The organism is Nocardia sp. NPDC006982 (assembly GCF_042869435.1).
GTDB lineage: Bacteria > Actinomycetota > Actinomycetes > Mycobacteriales > Mycobacteriaceae > Nocardia.
The window spans coordinates 18,840-34,568 of the sequence record NZ_JBIAFV010000019.1; the positions used below are offsets into that span (position 1 = coordinate 18,840).

Genomic DNA, 15,729 nt, shown 5'->3' on the forward strand with positions numbered 1-15,729 from the left:
GTCTCGCCTAACGTGCAACTCATCACCCAAGCCGACTTCCAGCGACGCGACGGCATGACCCTCAGAGGCCCGGGCGCGTCCGGTCGGCGTCCCGATCCGAGAGGGATTCCCATGTCGCAATCCACCGCCAGCTCCGTGACGACCCCGTACGACGAACTCGTGCTCGTCGACGACCGAGGCGACTACGCCGTCCTCACGATCAACCGTCCCGAGAAGCGCAACGCGATGAGCATGGATTCCATGAGGCGGTTGCGCGAGGCGCTCGTGGAGGTCGCCGACAAGAAGGTCGTCGTGCTCACCGGCACCGGTCCGTCGTTCTGCGCCGGCGTCGATCTCTCGCCGGAGAACACGGGCCGCATGGAGGAGTACACCAAGTCCCACGGCACCCAGGTGCTGCATCCCTGGACCCAGGTGCAGGCCGACATTCGAGCGCACCGCGCCGTCTTCATCGCCGCGGTCAATGGGTACGCTCTCGGCGGCGGGTCGACGCTCATCAACACGTGTGAGCTCGCCATCGCCGCCGAGTCCGCGCAGATCGCCATGCCGGAGCAGGGGTTCGGCAGCTGGCCGATGCAGGCGGGGCCGGCCTCGATCAAGCGGATCGCTCCCAAGCACGCCGCGGAGCTCATCTTCACCTCGCGGCGTGCCGACGCGCAGACCGCCTTCCGTATGGCCCTCGTCAACAAGGTCGTGCCGGATGCCGAGCTGCTCGACGAGGCGATCGCGCTCGCGGAGCACATCGCCGCCTTCAACGCCTTCAGCCTCGACATCTCCAAGCGCGCGTACCACCGTGTGCAGTCGATGACCTGGGACGAGGCCCAGGACTACAGCAGCCTGATCGTCGAGAGCATCCGTGCGCAGGCCCCTGAGGCGGCGCAGGGCGTGACCAAGTTCCTCGCGGGCGAGCGTGGCCCGGGCCAGGGTCGCTGAGTCCGAGGACACGTCGATGACCAATCCTGCACACGGGGGCGCGCGTGCCCCCCGCAATTCAGCGCTGTTGCCCGGAACGCTACGGGTGGTCGAGCTCGGCGAGTCCGTGTCGACCGCGATCTGCGGACGCCTCCTGTTCAAGCTGGGGGCGCAGGTCACGCAGGTAGCGGTTGCCGGAGAAGCGCACGTACTCGACGAGAGCGGACCGTTCGTCGGCGATGATGCACAGCGTGCTTCTACGCTGGGCCTCTGGCTCCGCGACGGCAAGACCCGCGTCGACGTCGATCTGGACGACGCGACCGCATGCGGGAACCTTCATGAGCTCTTGCGCTCCGCCGATGTGATCCTCGTGGCCGGCACCGCTGCCGAGTGGAGTGCACGCGGCCTCTCCGCCGATCGCCTCGAGGAGCTGGCGCCCACAGCGGTCATCGGCCGCATCAGTCCCTGGGGCGAGAGCGACGAGGCCGCGGGCCTTCCCTCCAGCGAGCTGGCACTCCAGGCGGCGAGCGGCTTCATGCGGCTCATCGGCGACCTGGACCACGAGCCGGTGCGGCTCGGCGGCCACCCGCTGCGGTCGATCGCGGCGCTGCTCGCACTCGACGGCGTGATGATCGGGCTCTTCGCTCGCGAACGCACCGGTCAGGGCGCACGTTTCACGACCTCCGAATTCGAGGCCGCAGCGCACGCCGAGTGGAAGATCGCCACGTTCGTGCAGGCAGGGCTCCGCCGCGAGCTCCGCGGCGAAGACAACGGTGCACTGGTTCTGCACTGCCGGGACGGGCACTTCGCCGCCTACTACAACCCTCGGGACTGGGGCGTCATGAAAGAGATCATCGGCGACAGCCGGCTCGACGACGAGGCATTCGACACCCCTCAGGGCCGGATCCAGAACCAAGCGCGGCTCGCCGCACTGATCGAGGAGACGACCAGAACCATGTCGAAGAAGGACCTCTACCACGCCACTCAGGCTCACGGGATCCCCGCCGGGTACGTGGCGACCGTCACCGACCTCCTCGAATCGCCTCAGTACGTCTCACGCGGCTTCTTCGGGTCGGTCGAGGTGCCGGGTGTGGGTGTCGGACAGCTCCCGGACGCACCGTGGCAGGTCTTCGGTCCCGAGGACGCCGTCGCATGAGCGGGATGCTGGACGGTCTGCGCATCGCGGACCTCACGATCGTGACGGCCGGTGCCGCGGCCACCCAGGTGCTGGCCGACTTCGGTGCGGACGTGATCAAGATCGAGGGCGTCACCCGCCCCGACCTCTACCGCGGCGGGATGGGCGGCGACATTACCAACGACGTCGCCTTTCCGCCGTTCCGCACGGCCAATCGCAACAAACGCGCCATCGCCGTCGACCTCAAGACCCCCGAGGGGCTGGAGGTCGTGCGACGGATTGTCGCCACGAGCGACGTCGTCGCCGAGAACTTCCGCCGGGGCGTGGTCGAGCGCCTGGGCCTAGGGTTCCGCGACCTGCTCGCGATCCGGCCCGACATCGTGCTGGCTTCGATCTCGAGCCAGGGCATCACCGGACCGAGCAGCGGATTCATCTCTTTCGGCCTGACCCTGGACGCTCTCGGCGGCGTCATGTCGTACTCCGGGTACGACAGCGACAGCCCGATCTGGTCGAGCGCGCGCATCAACTACCCCGACCAGTCGGCGAACTCGCTCGGACCGGCCCTCATCATCGCGGCCGTGCTTGCGTCTCGTCGCGATGGTCAGGCGCGCTGGCTCGACCTGTCCCAGCGTGAGACGGTCACCACCTTGATGGGCGACCAGGTGCTGCGCACCTCCCTGACCGGCGAGAATCCGGTGCCCACCGGCAACAGCACCCCCGACAGCATCGAGTGGCTGACGCCGAGCTCGGGAGACGACGCGTGGGTCGCGATCTCGCTGCGGTCGCCCGAGGAACTCGAGCTGGTCGCATCCGTCGTCTGTGCCGACCTCTCCGGTGCCGGTGACGACGCGGCACGCGCCGCGCTGGTGCGCGCGACGACCGAGCAGTGGTCGGTATCCCGCTCTGACGCGGATGCCTCCGCGAGACTGCGGGCGGCGGGTGTGATGGCGGTACCGGTGCGCAGCGGCGAGCAGCTGCTCGATGACCCGTATCTGCGCTCGCGTGGTTGGTGGCAGGAGGTGGCCGCACCGGGCGGCGGAACCGAACGCCAGCGCGGCTGGGCGGTCGCCTTCGACGAGGGCGGTCCGGACCGCATCCGTCGCAACGGTCCGCGGATCGGCGAGGACACGCTCGAGGTACTCGGCGAACTCGGCTACGGCGAAGAAGAGATCGAGTCGCTCGTCGAGCGGGCGATCGTGTCGGCGCCAGCGAACGCCCGCCAGGGATGACGCACCCGAATCCACGGACTTCAGAAGACTCGGACCAAGGAGAAAAATGACAGTGGACATCCGCGGCAAGGTCGCGATCGTCGGTGTCGGCCATTCCGACCAGGGCACGTTCCCTGGCAAGACAGCCGAGCAGCTCTCGATCGAGGCGATCCAGGCGGCCTTGACCGACGCGCAACTCACCAAGCACCAGCTCGACGGGCTGATCACGTGCAAATCGGTTCAAGGCAACAATGTCGATATCCAGGTGGGCCCGCTGTTCGGGTTGAGCCCGAAGTACGCGCAGACGCTCGACTACGGCACCTGCAACTATTCGCTGCACCTGGCGACCCAGGCGATCCTCTCCGGACTCGCCGAAACGGTCGTGCTGGTCTATGGCGCCAATGCCCGATCGGGCAAATTCAACTTCTCGGCGGCGGCTCCGTCGCTGGAGAGCGCGTCCGGCTTCGTGCACGTCGCCGGGCCGGCGGCCCTCGCGTTCCAGCGCCACAAGGCACTGTACGGAACCAAGGAGGAGGACTTCGGCTGGTTCGCCGTCTCCGAACGGGAGTGGGCGCAACGCAATCCGCTCGCGATCTTCCAGGACCCGATGACGATCGACGACTACCTGGCCAAGCCATACCTCGTCGAACCGCTGCGCCGGGAGGACGTCACGATGATCTCGGACGGTGCGGTCGCACTGATCGTGACCTCCGCGGACCGGGCGAAAGATTACCCGAACAAGCCGGTCTACGTGCTCGGCATCGCCGAGAACACCGAGGTCGCCGGCGACACCTTCGACGACTTCCTCATGCGCCCGAACATCAAGGGCACCGCGGCGGAGATCTGGAAGACCACCGGGTTCACGCCGTCCGACATCGACGTGCTGTACATCCAGAACCCGACGGCCGTCTGGAACCTCCAGATGGTCGAGGCTTACGGCTTCGCACCGGAAGGGCAGGGCGCGGCCTGGGCGGCCGAGGGGCACATCCGTCCCGGCGGCGGCCTGCCGTTGAACACGAACGGCGGTCAACTGTCGGAGAGCTACATGTGGGGCTGGCTGCACATGGTCGAGGCCGTGCGTCAGCTCCGCGGCACGGTCGAGCCCGACCGTCAGGTGCCCGGAGCGGAGCTGGCCCTGTACTGCTCGACGATGACCTTCCTCAAGAGCGCCGCATCGATCATCGGAGTGAACCCGTGAGTGACAACCCCAATCTGCCCGCCACCGACCTGCCGCTGACGGCCGGATTCTGGGAGGCGGCGAAGCGTCATGTCCTGACCGCTCAGAAGTGCCTGGACTGCGGCTACCTACGCTACCCGGCCCTGGAGATCTGCCCCCGGTGCTGGTCGACCAACCAGGCTTGGACCGAGATCTCACCCAACGGCACGTTGTGGAGCTACATCGTGTACCACCGTGCGCTCGATCCGAGCAAGAAGGACGAGATCCCCTACGTCGTGGGACGTGTGAAGACCGACGACGGTCCCGTGTTCACGGTGCGGCTCGACATCGCGCCGGAGGACGCGAAGGTGGACATGCGCGTCACCGCGACCTGGGACGACGCCAGCGACGAGGTCACCCTCTTGCGGTTCGCCGCCGCGTGACGCGTCGATGACCGAGTCGACCGGACCCGAGTGGCTGCGCCGTGCGCTCGCCGCGCGACCCGATGAGCGGGCCGTCGACGTCGAAGGTGCAGCGGTGCGGTACCGCGCGTGGGGCCCTGTGGGGGCTCCGGGCGTGGTGCTCGTGCACGGAGGTCTGGCCCACGCCCGGTGGTGGGACCACATCGCCCCGCTCCTGGGTGGGTATCGTGTGCTCGCCCCCGACCTCACAGGGCACGGTGACAGCGCTTGGCGCTCCGAGTACGACACCGAGCAATGGGCGAGGGAACTCTCGGCGGTGATCCGTGACGACGGACTCGAGCGTCCGATCGTCGTCGGGCACAGCATGGGCGGCCTGCCCGCAGTAACCGCCGCCGTCGAGTTCGGTGACGCCCTTTCGGGCGTCGCGACCGTCGACGTCCGGTTCCACGACGGGGAGTGGCCGGGACGGGAGAAGCCCAGTGAGCGGTTCGCGACCCTCGAGGACGGGATCGCGCAGTTCGCCCCCGTGGCCTCCCGCGGTGACCTCGAGGTGGATCCGGCTCTGCAGCGGCATGTCGCCGAGACCTCACTCAGGAGGGACGGCGACGCCTGGCGCTGGAAGCGTGCGGACAGCTACGGCATCCGTCGCATCCCGTTGCGCCGACTCCTGCCGGACCTGCGCGTGCCGCTCGCGATCGTGCGCACCGACCACGGGCTGCTCACGCCCGAGGCAGCGGCGGAGATGCAGCAACTCACCCCGGCCCGCGCCGTTGTGACCACCGTGCCGGAGGCCGGCCACAATCCCATGCTCGAGCAGCCGCTGGCCTTCGTCGGAGTGCTCCGCGGGCTCCTCGACGGCTGGTGGTCGATGCCGGGCAGCACCAGCGACCGGTCGCGTGATCCCGGCCATCCGAACACCGAATGAAGAGGTAATCGACATGTCAGAGACGATTCAGCCCCTCGCCCGGACCTTCCTGTCCGAGATGTGGGCGGCGCTCGGAGGTGACGCGTCGGTCGCCGAGCGCGTGACCTTCACCGGTGAGGGCTCGCTGCCCGGCGCCTTCGCGCAGACCGATCTCGCCGCCGCCGCGTTCGGCGTTGCCGGCGCCGCCGTGAGCGAGCTGCTCGAGGCCGGCGGAGCCCCCGCGTCCGCGGTAGAGGTCGACCGCGTGCTGAGCAGCGGATGGTTCCTGCTGCCCCCCGGACCGTCGCGCCTGCTGAACCCACCGCCGCCGCGCCCGGTTCACTTCCCTCCGTTCCACACGGAGATCGCGACCGCGGATGGGCGCTGGCTGCGGCTGCATGGCTTCCCGGCCAACCGCGAGCGCGTCGTCAAGGCACTCGGCGTGGCGGACGACATCGACGCCGTCGCAGCCGTCGTTCGCGAGCGCGCCGTCGATGAGATCGAGCAGGAGCTCGTGGCCGCCGGGTGTGTCGTCGCGGCGAGTCGCACCCCCGAAGAGTGGTTCGCGCATCCCGCCGGAGCGGCAGTGGATGCCGAACCCCTGGCTGCGGTGACCGAGTTCGCCGCGGAGGGCAGTGGTTGGCGGCCCACGCCGGGCCGCCCGCTCTCGGGCATCAAGGTGCTCGATCTGACGCGTGTCGTCGCCGGTCCGACCGGCACCCGGTTCCTCGCCGCTCTCGGCGCCGAGGTGCTCCGAATCGACGCACCCGACTCCGAGGAGTCGCGCTACATCCCGCTCGGTTACGACTTGCTGCTGGGCAAGCGGTGGGCCTTCCTCGACCTGAAAACTCCGGAGGGTATCGAGCAGTTCACGCGCCTTCTCGCCGAAGCGGATGTGCTCGTCCACGGCTATCGGCCGGGCGCGATCGACGGCTTCGTTCCAGAGGAGGAGCGCCGCCGAATCAACCCGGATCTCGTCGAAGTCGCCCTCCGCGCATACGGATGGGAGGGGCCCTGGAGCATGCGCCGTGGCTTCGACACCGTGGTGCAGTTCAGTGTCGGCTTGGCCAACGCGACGCAGGAATGGGCGCTCGCCGACCCGTCGCACCGGGTGCCGCTTCAGATCAACGGGTACGACTTCGACGCATCGCGGCCACGCCACACGCCTGTCGAGGGCTTGGATCTCGCCACCGGGTATCAGATCGCGGCGGCCGCGATCCGCGGCCTTACCAAGCGTTTGCAGACCGGTGCGGGGTCGATGACGAAGTATTCGCTCGCGCGCACCGCATCTCTGCTCATCAAGGCCGGGCCGAACCCCGCGGGCGGACCCGACATCCGGCTCCCCCTCGACGGGCCTTGGGAAGACCGCATTTATGGCAGCCCGCTCGGACCCGTGAAGCGGATGGTGTTCCCGATCGGGATAGAGCGCAGTCCTCTGTTCTGGGACAAGACCCCCGACCGACCTGGGGCCGCAGCCCCCGTCTGGAACAGCTGATCGGTCGCGACCGGCTTTTCGCGCGACGCACAAGATCGATCGCCTCGTCGTCGGCAACGGCTGCCACCGCACATTGGCGGGTCGTGCTCGCGCTCCGTGTCGGGGGACAGACCTACTACGTGGGCGAGGGTGGCGAGGTGAGCTTTGACCGAGCGCGGATTTGCTTCGTCGGCGGATCGGGCTTGCTCAGTCCCGTGTCGCAGGCGCCGTGGATTCGACACGGTGGTTCAGTTCAGCATCCGCCTAGCGAAGGCAACACAGTCGTGGGCACGCTGGAAGACCCAGCCCGACGGGTTCCAGTCCAGATCAACTGGCATTACTTCGACCCCTCGACGGCCGCGGCACACGCCCGTCGAGGGGCTCGACTTACCTATCAGATGGCCGCTGCCGCCCGCGGTCTCACCAGGCGTCTCAAACCTGGTGTTGGCTCGACGAGCGGTACTCGTTGGCCCGGACGGCTCGGAAACGCGCTGGCTCATCGGCCGCGACATGGGCTTCCCGACTAGCTTTCCAAACGGATCAACCAAATGGTTGACCACGCCCCAGAGCTCTTGTAACGTGTGTCGTGGCTCACTATTGGGGAGCACCTTATATCTGCAGCGAAGCGGAACCACCTTCCGTTTGGGATGCGCTGCATCTTCGAGTCACGCATTCAAGGAGGAAGAAGTGGCCGGACCGACAGTCGTAGACGATGTCATTCCTGACCTAAGTGACCCGCGGACGTTCGTGGAAGCGGTCCCCCATGACGGGTTCCGCCTGCTTCGGGAGCGTGATGGGCTGTACTGGCAGCCAACCGAGATCTCGCCGTCGCGCGGCGGATATTGGGCCGTGACGCGCTTCGAGGACATCGTCGCCATCGAACGGGACACCAGCACCTTCACGTCAACCCACGGCGTCTCCTATCCGCTGATTTTCCCATTCCCGGCCCCGGCGCCGTTGAGCGACAACCTCATGTTCACCGACCCCCCGCGTCATGCTGGCCTTCGCCGCTCGGCCGCGGCGGGATTCGCGCCGCGGGTCGTCGCGAACTTCGACCCCTGGGTCCGGGAGATCGTCCGCGAAGCCATCGCCGACGTCGAGTCGGTGACGGAATTCGACTACGTCCAGAAGTTCGCTCGAACCATTCCTGCCTATGTGATCGGCAGAGTGCTCGGCTGTCCCCGCGAGGACCGCCAGCGCATTCTCGACTGGACGGACAGGCTCTTCGCGGTTGGCCAGCAGACCGAGGACGGGCAGGCCGCCCAGATCGCCGCGGTGCTGCGCGTCCAGGAGGAGATCGAGGCGTACTGCGCCGTCATGCAGGAGCGCAAGCGGAAGGAACCCGCTGATGACATGTTCACCGCGCTCGGCAAAATCGCGGATGCCGGCGACATCACGCAGTCGGAGTTTCTTCAGTGGACGCTCTTGATCATGACCGCGGGTTTCGAGACGACGCACACGGCGATCGGTCAGTCGATGCGGTTGATTCTCGAGAACGAGGACATCCGGTCTGCTGCCGACCGAGCAATTGACGAAGGGCTCAGCGGGAAGCTGGCGGACGAGTTCATCCGCTTCATCACCCCTGCGATGCAGATGGCTCGCCTGGCCACTCGCGACGTGGAAGTGGCGGGCACAAATGTGCTCAAGGGTGACGCAGTCGTTCTCTACTTCGTCGCGGCCAATCGGGACGCGTCGGTCTTCGCCGAGCCTGACACCTTCAATCCGTGGCGGACGGAGACGGCAACCCTCGCCTTCGGCAGTGGGGTTCATCGTTGTATCGGCTCATATCTGGCGAAGCTCGAGGTCCAGATCCTCTTCGAGGAGCTACGCGCCGCCGGCGTCCGCCTCCGCTTGAACGGCGCTCCGAAGCGTGGATGGTCGAACTTCATCAACCAGATCGCCGAGCTGCCGGTCGCGCGAGCATGATCCGGGGCTGTGTACAGAAGGCCCTCATACGTCTGTTGGCTTGAGGGTCTCGCCGAACAGGGCAATCAGCTCGGTCCAGTGGCGCTCCGCGGCGGCCTCGTCGTAGACCGGGAAGTCGGTCTGCGTCCAGCTGTGCAGCGCTTGCGGTACACCTCCATCATGTGATCGGCATCGGCCTCGGTCAGCTGCCGGTCGAGCTCCTCGGCCATCTCCGGCAGGTAGCCCGTGTCGTGGTCGGCGCCGACGACGAGCACCCGGGCCTCGAAGGTCGGCACGACGCGGCTCGGGCTCAGCTCGTCGTCGGTGATGCGGCGCCCGGTGTCGAACGTCGCGAGCGCGACGATCCGGTCGGGATAGGTGCCGGCGGCGGTGGATGCGAGCGCCCCGCCCATGCAGTTAACCGGTCACGCCGACTCCCGTATCGGCGACATCGTCGCGCGAGGCGAGGTAGTCGAGGAACGCCTTGCTGTCCTCGGCCGCGCGGCGAGTGTCGGTCGAGGAGATAATCGGGCCTGAGCACTTCCGACATTTTTGAGCTCCCGAACACCTCCTGCAGTTCGAGGGCGAAGCCGACACCGCCGATACCGGTGACGGCGACGAATTTGTTGTCGCGGATGTAGGGGAGGGTTCGATAGATCACGCCGTAGTCCGCCGCGCCGCGCCGGCGTCGGCGGCGGGGCGATGAGGAACGGATCGAGCTTGCCGATCAGGAACACGTCGCGGCGCTTCGCCCCGTAGGTATTCCGCCAGGCGCCGTCGCCGCGGATGCCGTAGTTCGTCGGGCGATTCGGCAGACGTTGTCATTGCCCTCGCGGCAGTACTCGCATACGCCACAGGAACTAGCCGGGGGTGACGGCGACCATGGCTCCGAGTTCCAGGTCCTGCGTATTCGCACCGAGTTCGACGATGCGGCCGACATTCTCGTGCCCGAGCGTCGCTTCGAGGCCGGTTCGACAGATCCCGGCGGCGACCATCCGGATGACCACCTCGTCGGTCCCGGCCAACGGTACGGGCAGTTCCTCGGCCGCCGCCCGCCGGCGCTCGGTAGGCCCGCATGATTTTCTGCTCGCCTCACCTGCACTCCCCGGGACCGTCGCACTCGATCGTCTGAGATTCCCCAACCGAAGGCCGGATGATTTTCCATCTGACCGTTAGCTACTGCATACACCATTCAATCTGCCTGGTGGGTCTATCGGCTCCGGTGGCAGCGACTGTGGCTGCCGAGAGCCTGCTCTTGACATCGAATTGGCGGGTTCTCGGCCGGCCGGCCTCAATGTGGCCTTTGACACATCGCAGAGGCGATCGTAGTCTCATTGCAACCGATTGATCGCTAATGTAAACAGTAGTCCGCTCGAAAACGATGGAGTTGAAATGACCTTGGCGATGGCAGGGCCGTGGGATATGCGCTTCGATGCCAGGGTGGTGGCGGCATGACCGGGCGGGTGGAGGGTCGGATCGCTCTGGTAACCGGGCCCGCGCAGGGGCAGGGGCGGGCGCATGCGCTCGAACTCGCTTCGGAGGGCGCCGATCTGGTGCTCGTGGATCTGTTGCAGGACCACGAGGATGTGCACTATCCGATGGGCACCCGCGAGCAGCTCGACGACACGGCGGCCGAATGCGAGAAGCGCGGCGCCAAGGTGCTCGTCCATGTCGCGGACGTCCGGGATCGGGCGGCGATGGAGGCTGTGGTCGCAGATGCTCAGGTGAAGCTGGGTGTGATCGATCTGGTGGTCGCCAATGCCGGGGTGTGCCCGTCGAGTATCCCGTTCTGGGAGATCGGTGCCCGGCGCTGGTCGACCATCATGGACATCAACGTCCTGGGTGTGCTCAATACGGTGTCCGCGGCGGTTCCGGGCATGGTGGAGAACGATATTCAGGGTTCGGTCGTCATCACGGCCTCCCTGCTGGGGCTGAAGGCCGGTCGCAACATCGCCGACTATGCCGCGGCCAAGCACGCGGTCGTGGGGTTGATGCGGTCGATGGCGCTCGAGCTGGCGCCGCGGATGATCCGGGTGAACGCGCTCGCTCCGAACAGTGTCGACACCAACATGATCAACAATCCGACGATCTTCAAGGCGTTCCGGCCGGATCTCGAGCATCCGGTGCGCGAGGACGTGATCGAGGCGTTCCGGAGTCTGCAGCCGATGCCGGTGCCGTGGACCCAGCCCGAGGACATCGCCAAGGCCATGATCTATCTCGCCTCCCACGAGTCGCGCCATGTCACCGGCATCGTGCTGCCGGTCGACCTCGGTGGCGGGCTGCTCTGAGAACCGCTGTGCGAGAGGAATTATCGGGAGAAGGACGCGAGAATGAGTGAATTATTCGGCGCCGAGCCGGTGTTGTACATCGGCGGCGAGGCACGCTTGGCCGAATCGGGTGGGACCTATCCGGTCATCGACCCCTCGACCGGGGAGGTGATCGGGTCGGCCGCCGACGGGCAGCCAGCCGATATGGAACGGGCGATCGGCGCGGCCCGCACCGCATTCGACACCAGCGTGTGGTCCCGGGATCCCGAGTTGCGGCGGCGGGTGCTGCTGGCACTGGCCGATGGCTTGGAGAAGGTCAAGGAGGAGTTCCGGCCGACCTTCCTGCAGGAGACCGGGATTCCGCTCGGCGCGCACGGCAATTTCTACGATGTGACCGACCGGATCCGGTATTGGGCGGACTTCGCGACATCCTATTCGTACGAGCAGGAGATGCCGTCGCTGAACCGCGGCGGGGTCGAGCATCAGCGACTGGTGCTGCGCGAGCCGTACGGCGTGGTCGGTGTGATCACGCCGTGGAACAGCCCGTTCCAGCTGAATCTGATGAAGATCGCGCCGTTGCTGGCCGCCGGCAACGCGATCGTGCTCAAGCCCGCGATCGACACGCCGTGGAGCGGCACGATCATCGGCCGGGTCGCCGCATCGATCCCGGACCTGCCGCCGGGAATCGTCAACGTCGTCACGTCCGGCGCCAACGAGGTCGGTGACGTCCTGACCGGGCATCCGGCCGTCGACGGCATAACCTTCACCGGATCCACAGCCGTCGGGCGGCACATCGGCGCGCGGGCCGCGCAGACCATGAAGAAGGTCACCCTGGAACTGGGCGGCAAGTCGGCGAACATTCTGCTCGACGATATCGACGTCGCCGCCACGGCGGACGCGGCGGCGCGCTGGGTGAGTCTCCATGCGGGTCAAGGCTGCATGCTGATCACGCGCCTGATCGTGCCCCGCAAGCTCCAGGGGCAGGTGGTGGACGCGGTTGCCGATGTGATGCGGTCGCTGCCGGATCTGGACGTCGACGACCCGGCCGCCTTCATCGGGCCCCTGATCAACCAGCGTCAGCACGAACGCGTGCTCGGTTATGTGCAGAGCGGTATCGATCAAGGGGCGACGCTGGTGACCGGAGGCCGTGTGCCGCCGGGCCGTACCCGCGGCTACTTCGTCGAGCCCACCCTGTTCACCGACACCACGCCGGATATGAAGATCGTGCGGGAGGAGATCTTCGGTCCGGTGCTGGTTGTGCAGTCCTACGACACCCTCGATGAGGCGGTCGAACTCGCCAACGGCACCGAGTACGGACTCTCGTCGTCGGTCACGGGTGGCCCGCCGGAGGTCGCGCTCGCTCTGGCGCGGCGTTTGCAGGCCGGTTCGTGCGCGATCAACGGGGGCGCCTGGTTCGGGCTGGACACGCCGTTCGGCGGCTACAAGCAGAGCGGTACCGGCTATGAGAACGGGGTGTGGGGATTCGAGGAATTCCTGCAACTGAAGGCGGTCGCGCGGCCCGTCGGCTGATCGGTGCGGGCCCACATCAGGCCGAGCCGGACCATGTGGCACCGACCGGCGCCCGCACTGATCAGTTCAGCCAGACGCTGCCCGTCATGGCTTCGGGCGCGTTCCCGGTGTCGATGGCGAGGTTCCATGTGCCGATGCCCGGATCATCGTCGCGGCCGTGCACCGTGAACGGCTGTCCGGCGAAGATCGGCTTGCGGGCGCGGAATTCGAAGGAGGCCACGGTGCGCTCGGGGGCGAATCGGCGCGGCAGTTCGAGCAGCAGCAGGGCCAGCAGCGGGCCGTGCACCACCAGCCCGGAAAAGCCTTCCACCTCACGGGTGTAGGGCTCGTCGTAATGGATCCGGTGCGCGTTGCCGGTGAGAGCGCTGAACCGGAACAGCCGTACCGGGTCGGCGGTGAAGGTCAGCTGCCAGGGGGCGTCGGTCGCGGGGGCGGGCTCGATCGGCGGGCCCGAAGCGGCCGCGGGAGTCGCCGAATCATCGGACCGGTACACGAGATCCGATTCCTCGACGACCATCGGCGTTCCGCCGACGCTGAATTCGTTCCGTACCGTGACGAACAACAGCTCCGAGGTCGAACCCTGCTTCAGCGTCGTCCGTTCGAGCGTCGACACCCGGGTGACCTCGTCGCCGATCGTGAGAGGGCGGTGCACGGTGAGGCGGCCGCCGGCGAACATCCGGCGGCGGTGCGGAATCGGCGGCAGGAAGCCGCCGTCGCGCGGATGGCCGTCCGGGCCCAGCGCGGATTGCGGCAGCGCGTCGAGGAAATACAGCCAGTGCCACAGGGGCGGCAGTGGGCTGCCTTCGTCGGCGGCGACGGTCCGATCCAGCAACGCGGCGAGGCCCCGCATAGGGCCGGGGGAGAGGCGCTCGGTGCGAATATCGTTGTCCGGGTGCCAGTCTCGGAGATAATCGGCCAGGCTCATGCGTGCGGCTCCAGGACGTGATCGCGATGTAGTCCGGCCAGTTCCGCCGGTGTCAGGCCGAGAATTTCGGTGAGGACCGCATCAGTGTGCGCCCCCAGTTCCGGTGCCGGCCGGACCGGTACGGGCTCGGAGTAGCCGAATCGCAACGGGGAACCGGGCGCGAACACGGTGCCGACGTCGGTCTGCTCGATCTCCGCCATGATCGGATTCGCGCGCAGACCATCGGAATCGGCGACCAGATCCGCGAAACTGCGATAGGTCGACCACAGGACGGAGGTGGCTCCCAGCGCCTGCTCGACCTCCGGCAGTTTCCGTTCCTCGAACCACGGGCCGAGCAGGGCCGAGAGCACGGCCCGATGCCGGTATCGGTCGCCTTCGATCGTGAAGTCCGCGTGCAGGATTTGCTCCAGCGCGGTCACGGCCTCGTGCAGACCGGTGACCGTGAGCAGGTCCCGCCAGTGCCGCGTGGTCAGGGCGACGACCATCACGTGCCGGCCGTCGCGGGTCCGGAAGTCGCAGCCGTAGCCGCCGTAGAGGTGGTTGCCGATCGGCTCCCGCCGGGTCCCGTTGATCCCGGCCTCGGCGAGCAGACCGAGGTTGCCGGCCATCGCGAGCGCGACGTCGTACAGGGCGACTCGGACCAGTTCGCCGGAACCTGTGGTGCGACGGCGTCTTTCGGCGGCGAGGATGCCGACGGCGGCATAGAGCCCGCAGGCGATGTCCCAGGCGGGCAGGACGTGGTTCACCGGTCCGTCGTGCTCCGCCGGGCCGGTCACCAGCGGGAACCCGATGGCCGCGTTGACGGTGTAGTCCACCGCGGCGGCCCCGTCGTGGTGGCCCTGGATCTGCACCTGGATGACATCCGGCCGGATTCGCTGTAACTCGTTGTGGGCCAGCCAGGTCAGGTTCCCGGCGTTGGTAAGCAGGATGCCGCCGGCCGGACCGGACTCGGTGATCAGCCGGGTGATCAGCTCGCGCCCGGCCGGCGAGCGGAAGTCGACGGTGACCGATCGCTTGCCCTTGTTCAGGCCCGTCCAGTACATGCTCGTCCCGCTCGGTGCCAGTGGCCAGCGGCCGATGTCGGCGGCGCCGCCGAGCGGATCGATCCGGATGACGTCCGCGCCCAACTGGGCCAGGGTCATGCCGCCCAGCGGAGTGGCGACGAAACTCGACACCTCGATGACCCGGAGGCCGTCGAGGATGGCGCGACCGGTCGGGAGCGCGGCGGGTGGTGCGGTCATCGGTGTCCTTCGGAAGGTCGGTCAGTGGTAGCGGCGGAGCAGGACCACGGCGACACACGCCGGGGGGGATTTCGTGCTCGATCTCGATGGTCAGCGTCAACCACAGCTGGACGCCGCCGTCGACCTCGATGAGGTTCTCCACAACGGCGCGCGCCCGCACCCGGCCGCCGCGGGGCACCGGGACCGGGAACCGTACTTTCTCGCATCCGTAATTCACCGCGGTATCGAATCCGTCGAGTCCCATGAGCTGAGAGAGGAATCGTGGAACGAGCGACAGGGGCAGGAACCGGGGCGCCGTCCGGTCTCCGGCGATGGTTTACGGGCATTGGTGATCGCCCGTGGCGTAGGCGAATGCGGCCGCCCGCTCCGAGGTGATACCGGTCCAGGCGGTCGGCCCGAGGGGCACCCCGATCAATGCGCGAATGCCCGGCACGCCCGCGGCGGCGACCGCGGGCACGGCCGAATCGGCTCCGGCCGAACGTGTTTCGACAGTAGCGCTCGTAGTACTCGGAGGCCGCCGGCCACCCGGGCGGTTGGACCCGAGTGGCATCCGCAGTCCGCGCCGGGCGGGCGTGAGGTGGTGTGGGCGATCGCTTCGACGATCGCTCACACCGACATCCTGGTCCGATCCGGGACCGGAACGGCGAATCCGT

General features: G+C 67.6%; 15 protein-coding genes. 10 read left to right on the plus strand and 5 right to left on the minus strand.

Annotated features, from left to right (window positions below; all coding sequences use genetic code 11):
- Positions 1–111: 111 nt before the first annotated feature.
- The 8 genes from ACFYOW_RS41785 to ACFYOW_RS41820 all read left to right on the plus strand — a co-directional run bounded on the left by ACFYOW_RS41785 (position 112) and on the right by ACFYOW_RS41820 (position 9,134).
- Positions 112–930 (plus strand): enoyl-CoA hydratase/isomerase family protein, encoded by an 819-nt coding sequence (locus ACFYOW_RS41785; RefSeq protein ID WP_387296315.1) that lies wholly within the window; start codon positions 112–114, stop codon positions 928–930.
- Between the two features lie 16 nt (positions 931–946).
- Complete coding sequence (locus tag ACFYOW_RS41790) at positions 947–2,065, plus strand: CoA transferase (RefSeq protein ID WP_387296317.1); 1,119 nt, start codon at positions 947–949, stop codon at positions 2,063–2,065.
- A complete protein-coding gene (locus ACFYOW_RS41795) occupies positions 2,062–3,273 on the plus strand; it encodes a CaiB/BaiF CoA transferase family protein (RefSeq protein WP_387296319.1) in 1,212 nt (403 codons plus the stop codon). The genes ACFYOW_RS41790 and ACFYOW_RS41795 overlap by 4 nt, the downstream gene beginning before the upstream one ends.
- Before the next feature lie 52 nt (positions 3,274–3,325).
- Positions 3,326–4,450, plus strand: coding sequence for a thiolase family protein (locus ACFYOW_RS41800; protein ID WP_387296320.1), 1,125 nt, complete (start codon positions 3,326–3,328; stop codon positions 4,448–4,450).
- Positions 4,447–4,851 (plus strand): Zn-ribbon domain-containing OB-fold protein, encoded by a 405-nt coding sequence (locus tag ACFYOW_RS41805; RefSeq protein ID WP_387296322.1) that lies wholly within the window; start codon positions 4,447–4,449, stop codon positions 4,849–4,851. Before ACFYOW_RS41800 ends, ACFYOW_RS41805 begins: the two co-directional genes overlap by 4 nt.
- 7 nt (positions 4,852–4,858) lie before the next feature.
- Entirely contained in the window at positions 4,859–5,755 is an 897-nt protein-coding gene (locus tag ACFYOW_RS41810; protein ID WP_387296324.1) for an alpha/beta fold hydrolase, read from the plus strand.
- Between the two features lie 13 nt (positions 5,756–5,768).
- Entirely contained in the window at positions 5,769–7,229 is a 1,461-nt protein-coding gene (locus ACFYOW_RS41815; protein WP_387296326.1) for a CoA transferase, read from the plus strand.
- Between the two features lie 666 nt (positions 7,230–7,895).
- Positions 7,896–9,134 carry a cytochrome P450 gene (locus ACFYOW_RS41820; RefSeq protein WP_387296328.1) on the plus strand — a complete coding sequence of 413 codons (1,239 nt, stop codon included), beginning with the start codon at positions 7,896–7,898 and terminating at the stop codon, positions 9,132–9,134.
- A gap of 65 nt (positions 9,135–9,199) precedes the next feature.
- Here the strand turns inward: ACFYOW_RS41820 and ACFYOW_RS41825 are convergent, their stop codons facing one another.
- Entirely contained in the window at positions 9,200–9,526 is a 327-nt protein-coding gene (locus tag ACFYOW_RS41825; RefSeq protein ID WP_387296330.1) for a hypothetical protein, read from the minus strand.
- Between the two features lie 447 nt (positions 9,527–9,973).
- Entirely contained in the window at positions 9,974–10,138 is a 165-nt protein-coding gene (locus ACFYOW_RS41830) for an alcohol dehydrogenase catalytic domain-containing protein (RefSeq protein WP_387296332.1), read from the minus strand.
- Positions 10,139–10,564: 426 nt separating this feature from the next.
- Between ACFYOW_RS41830 and ACFYOW_RS41835 the strand changes: the two genes are divergently transcribed.
- Together ACFYOW_RS41835 and ACFYOW_RS41840 are read left to right on the plus strand one after the other, a co-directional pair.
- On the plus strand, positions 10,565–11,401 hold the full coding sequence (locus tag ACFYOW_RS41835) for a mycofactocin-coupled SDR family oxidoreductase (RefSeq protein WP_387296334.1): 837 nt from the start codon (positions 10,565–10,567) through the stop codon (positions 11,399–11,401).
- Positions 11,402–11,443: 42 nt separating this feature from the next.
- The gene (locus tag ACFYOW_RS41840) at positions 11,444–12,910 is read left to right on the plus strand and encodes an aldehyde dehydrogenase family protein (protein WP_387296336.1); all 1,467 of its coding nucleotides are present in this window, start codon (positions 11,444–11,446) and stop codon (positions 12,908–12,910) included.
- 61 nt (positions 12,911–12,971) lie between these two features.
- Here ACFYOW_RS41840 and ACFYOW_RS41845 read toward each other — a convergent pair whose 3' ends face one another.
- The 3 genes from ACFYOW_RS41845 to ACFYOW_RS41855 form a co-directional block, all read right to left on the minus strand.
- Positions 12,972–13,835, minus strand: a complete 864-nt coding sequence (locus ACFYOW_RS41845; protein WP_387296338.1) for a MaoC family dehydratase N-terminal domain-containing protein — start codon at positions 13,833–13,835, stop codon at positions 12,972–12,974.
- Positions 13,832–15,076 carry a CoA transferase gene (locus ACFYOW_RS41850; protein WP_387296340.1) on the minus strand — a complete coding sequence of 415 codons (1,245 nt, stop codon included), beginning with the start codon at positions 15,074–15,076 and terminating at the stop codon, positions 13,832–13,834. Before ACFYOW_RS41850 ends, ACFYOW_RS41845 begins: the two co-directional genes overlap by 4 nt.
- Positions 15,077–15,392: 316 nt before the next feature.
- A complete protein-coding gene (locus tag ACFYOW_RS41855) occupies positions 15,393–15,686 on the minus strand; it encodes a hypothetical protein (protein WP_387296341.1) in 294 nt (97 codons plus the stop codon).
- Positions 15,687–15,729: the final 43 nt, after the last annotated feature.

What these genes read in the sequence shown, in the direction of transcription:
- ACFYOW_RS41810 (WP_387296324.1), top strand. Translation starts at nt 4,859, where the DNA reads ATGACCGAGTCGACCGGACCCGAGTGGCTGCGCCGTGCGCTCGCCGCG.
- ACFYOW_RS41795 (WP_387296319.1), top strand. Translation starts at nt 2,062, where the DNA reads ATGAGCGGGATGCTGGACGGTCTGCGCATCGCGGACCTCACGATCGTG.
- ACFYOW_RS41815 (WP_387296326.1), top strand. Translation starts at nt 5,769, where the DNA reads ATGTCAGAGACGATTCAGCCCCTCGCCCGGACCTTCCTGTCCGAGATG.
- ACFYOW_RS41845 (WP_387296338.1), bottom strand. Translation starts at nt 13,835, where the DNA reads ATGAGCCTGGCCGATTATCTCCGAGACTGGCACCCGGACAACGATATT.
- ACFYOW_RS41790 (WP_387296317.1), top strand. Translation starts at nt 947, where the DNA reads ATGACCAATCCTGCACACGGGGGCGCGCGTGCCCCCCGCAATTCAGCG.
- ACFYOW_RS41840 (WP_387296336.1), top strand. Translation starts at nt 11,444, where the DNA reads ATGAGTGAATTATTCGGCGCCGAGCCGGTGTTGTACATCGGCGGCGAG.
- ACFYOW_RS41825 (WP_387296330.1), bottom strand. Translation starts at nt 9,526, where the DNA reads ATGGGCGGGGCGCTCGCATCCACCGCCGCCGGCACCTATCCCGACCGG.
- ACFYOW_RS41835 (WP_387296334.1), top strand. Translation starts at nt 10,565, where the DNA reads ATGACCGGGCGGGTGGAGGGTCGGATCGCTCTGGTAACCGGGCCCGCG.
- ACFYOW_RS41785 (WP_387296315.1), top strand. Translation starts at nt 112, where the DNA reads ATGTCGCAATCCACCGCCAGCTCCGTGACGACCCCGTACGACGAACTC.
- ACFYOW_RS41850 (WP_387296340.1), bottom strand. Translation starts at nt 15,076, where the DNA reads ATGACCGCACCACCCGCCGCGCTCCCGACCGGTCGCGCCATCCTCGAC.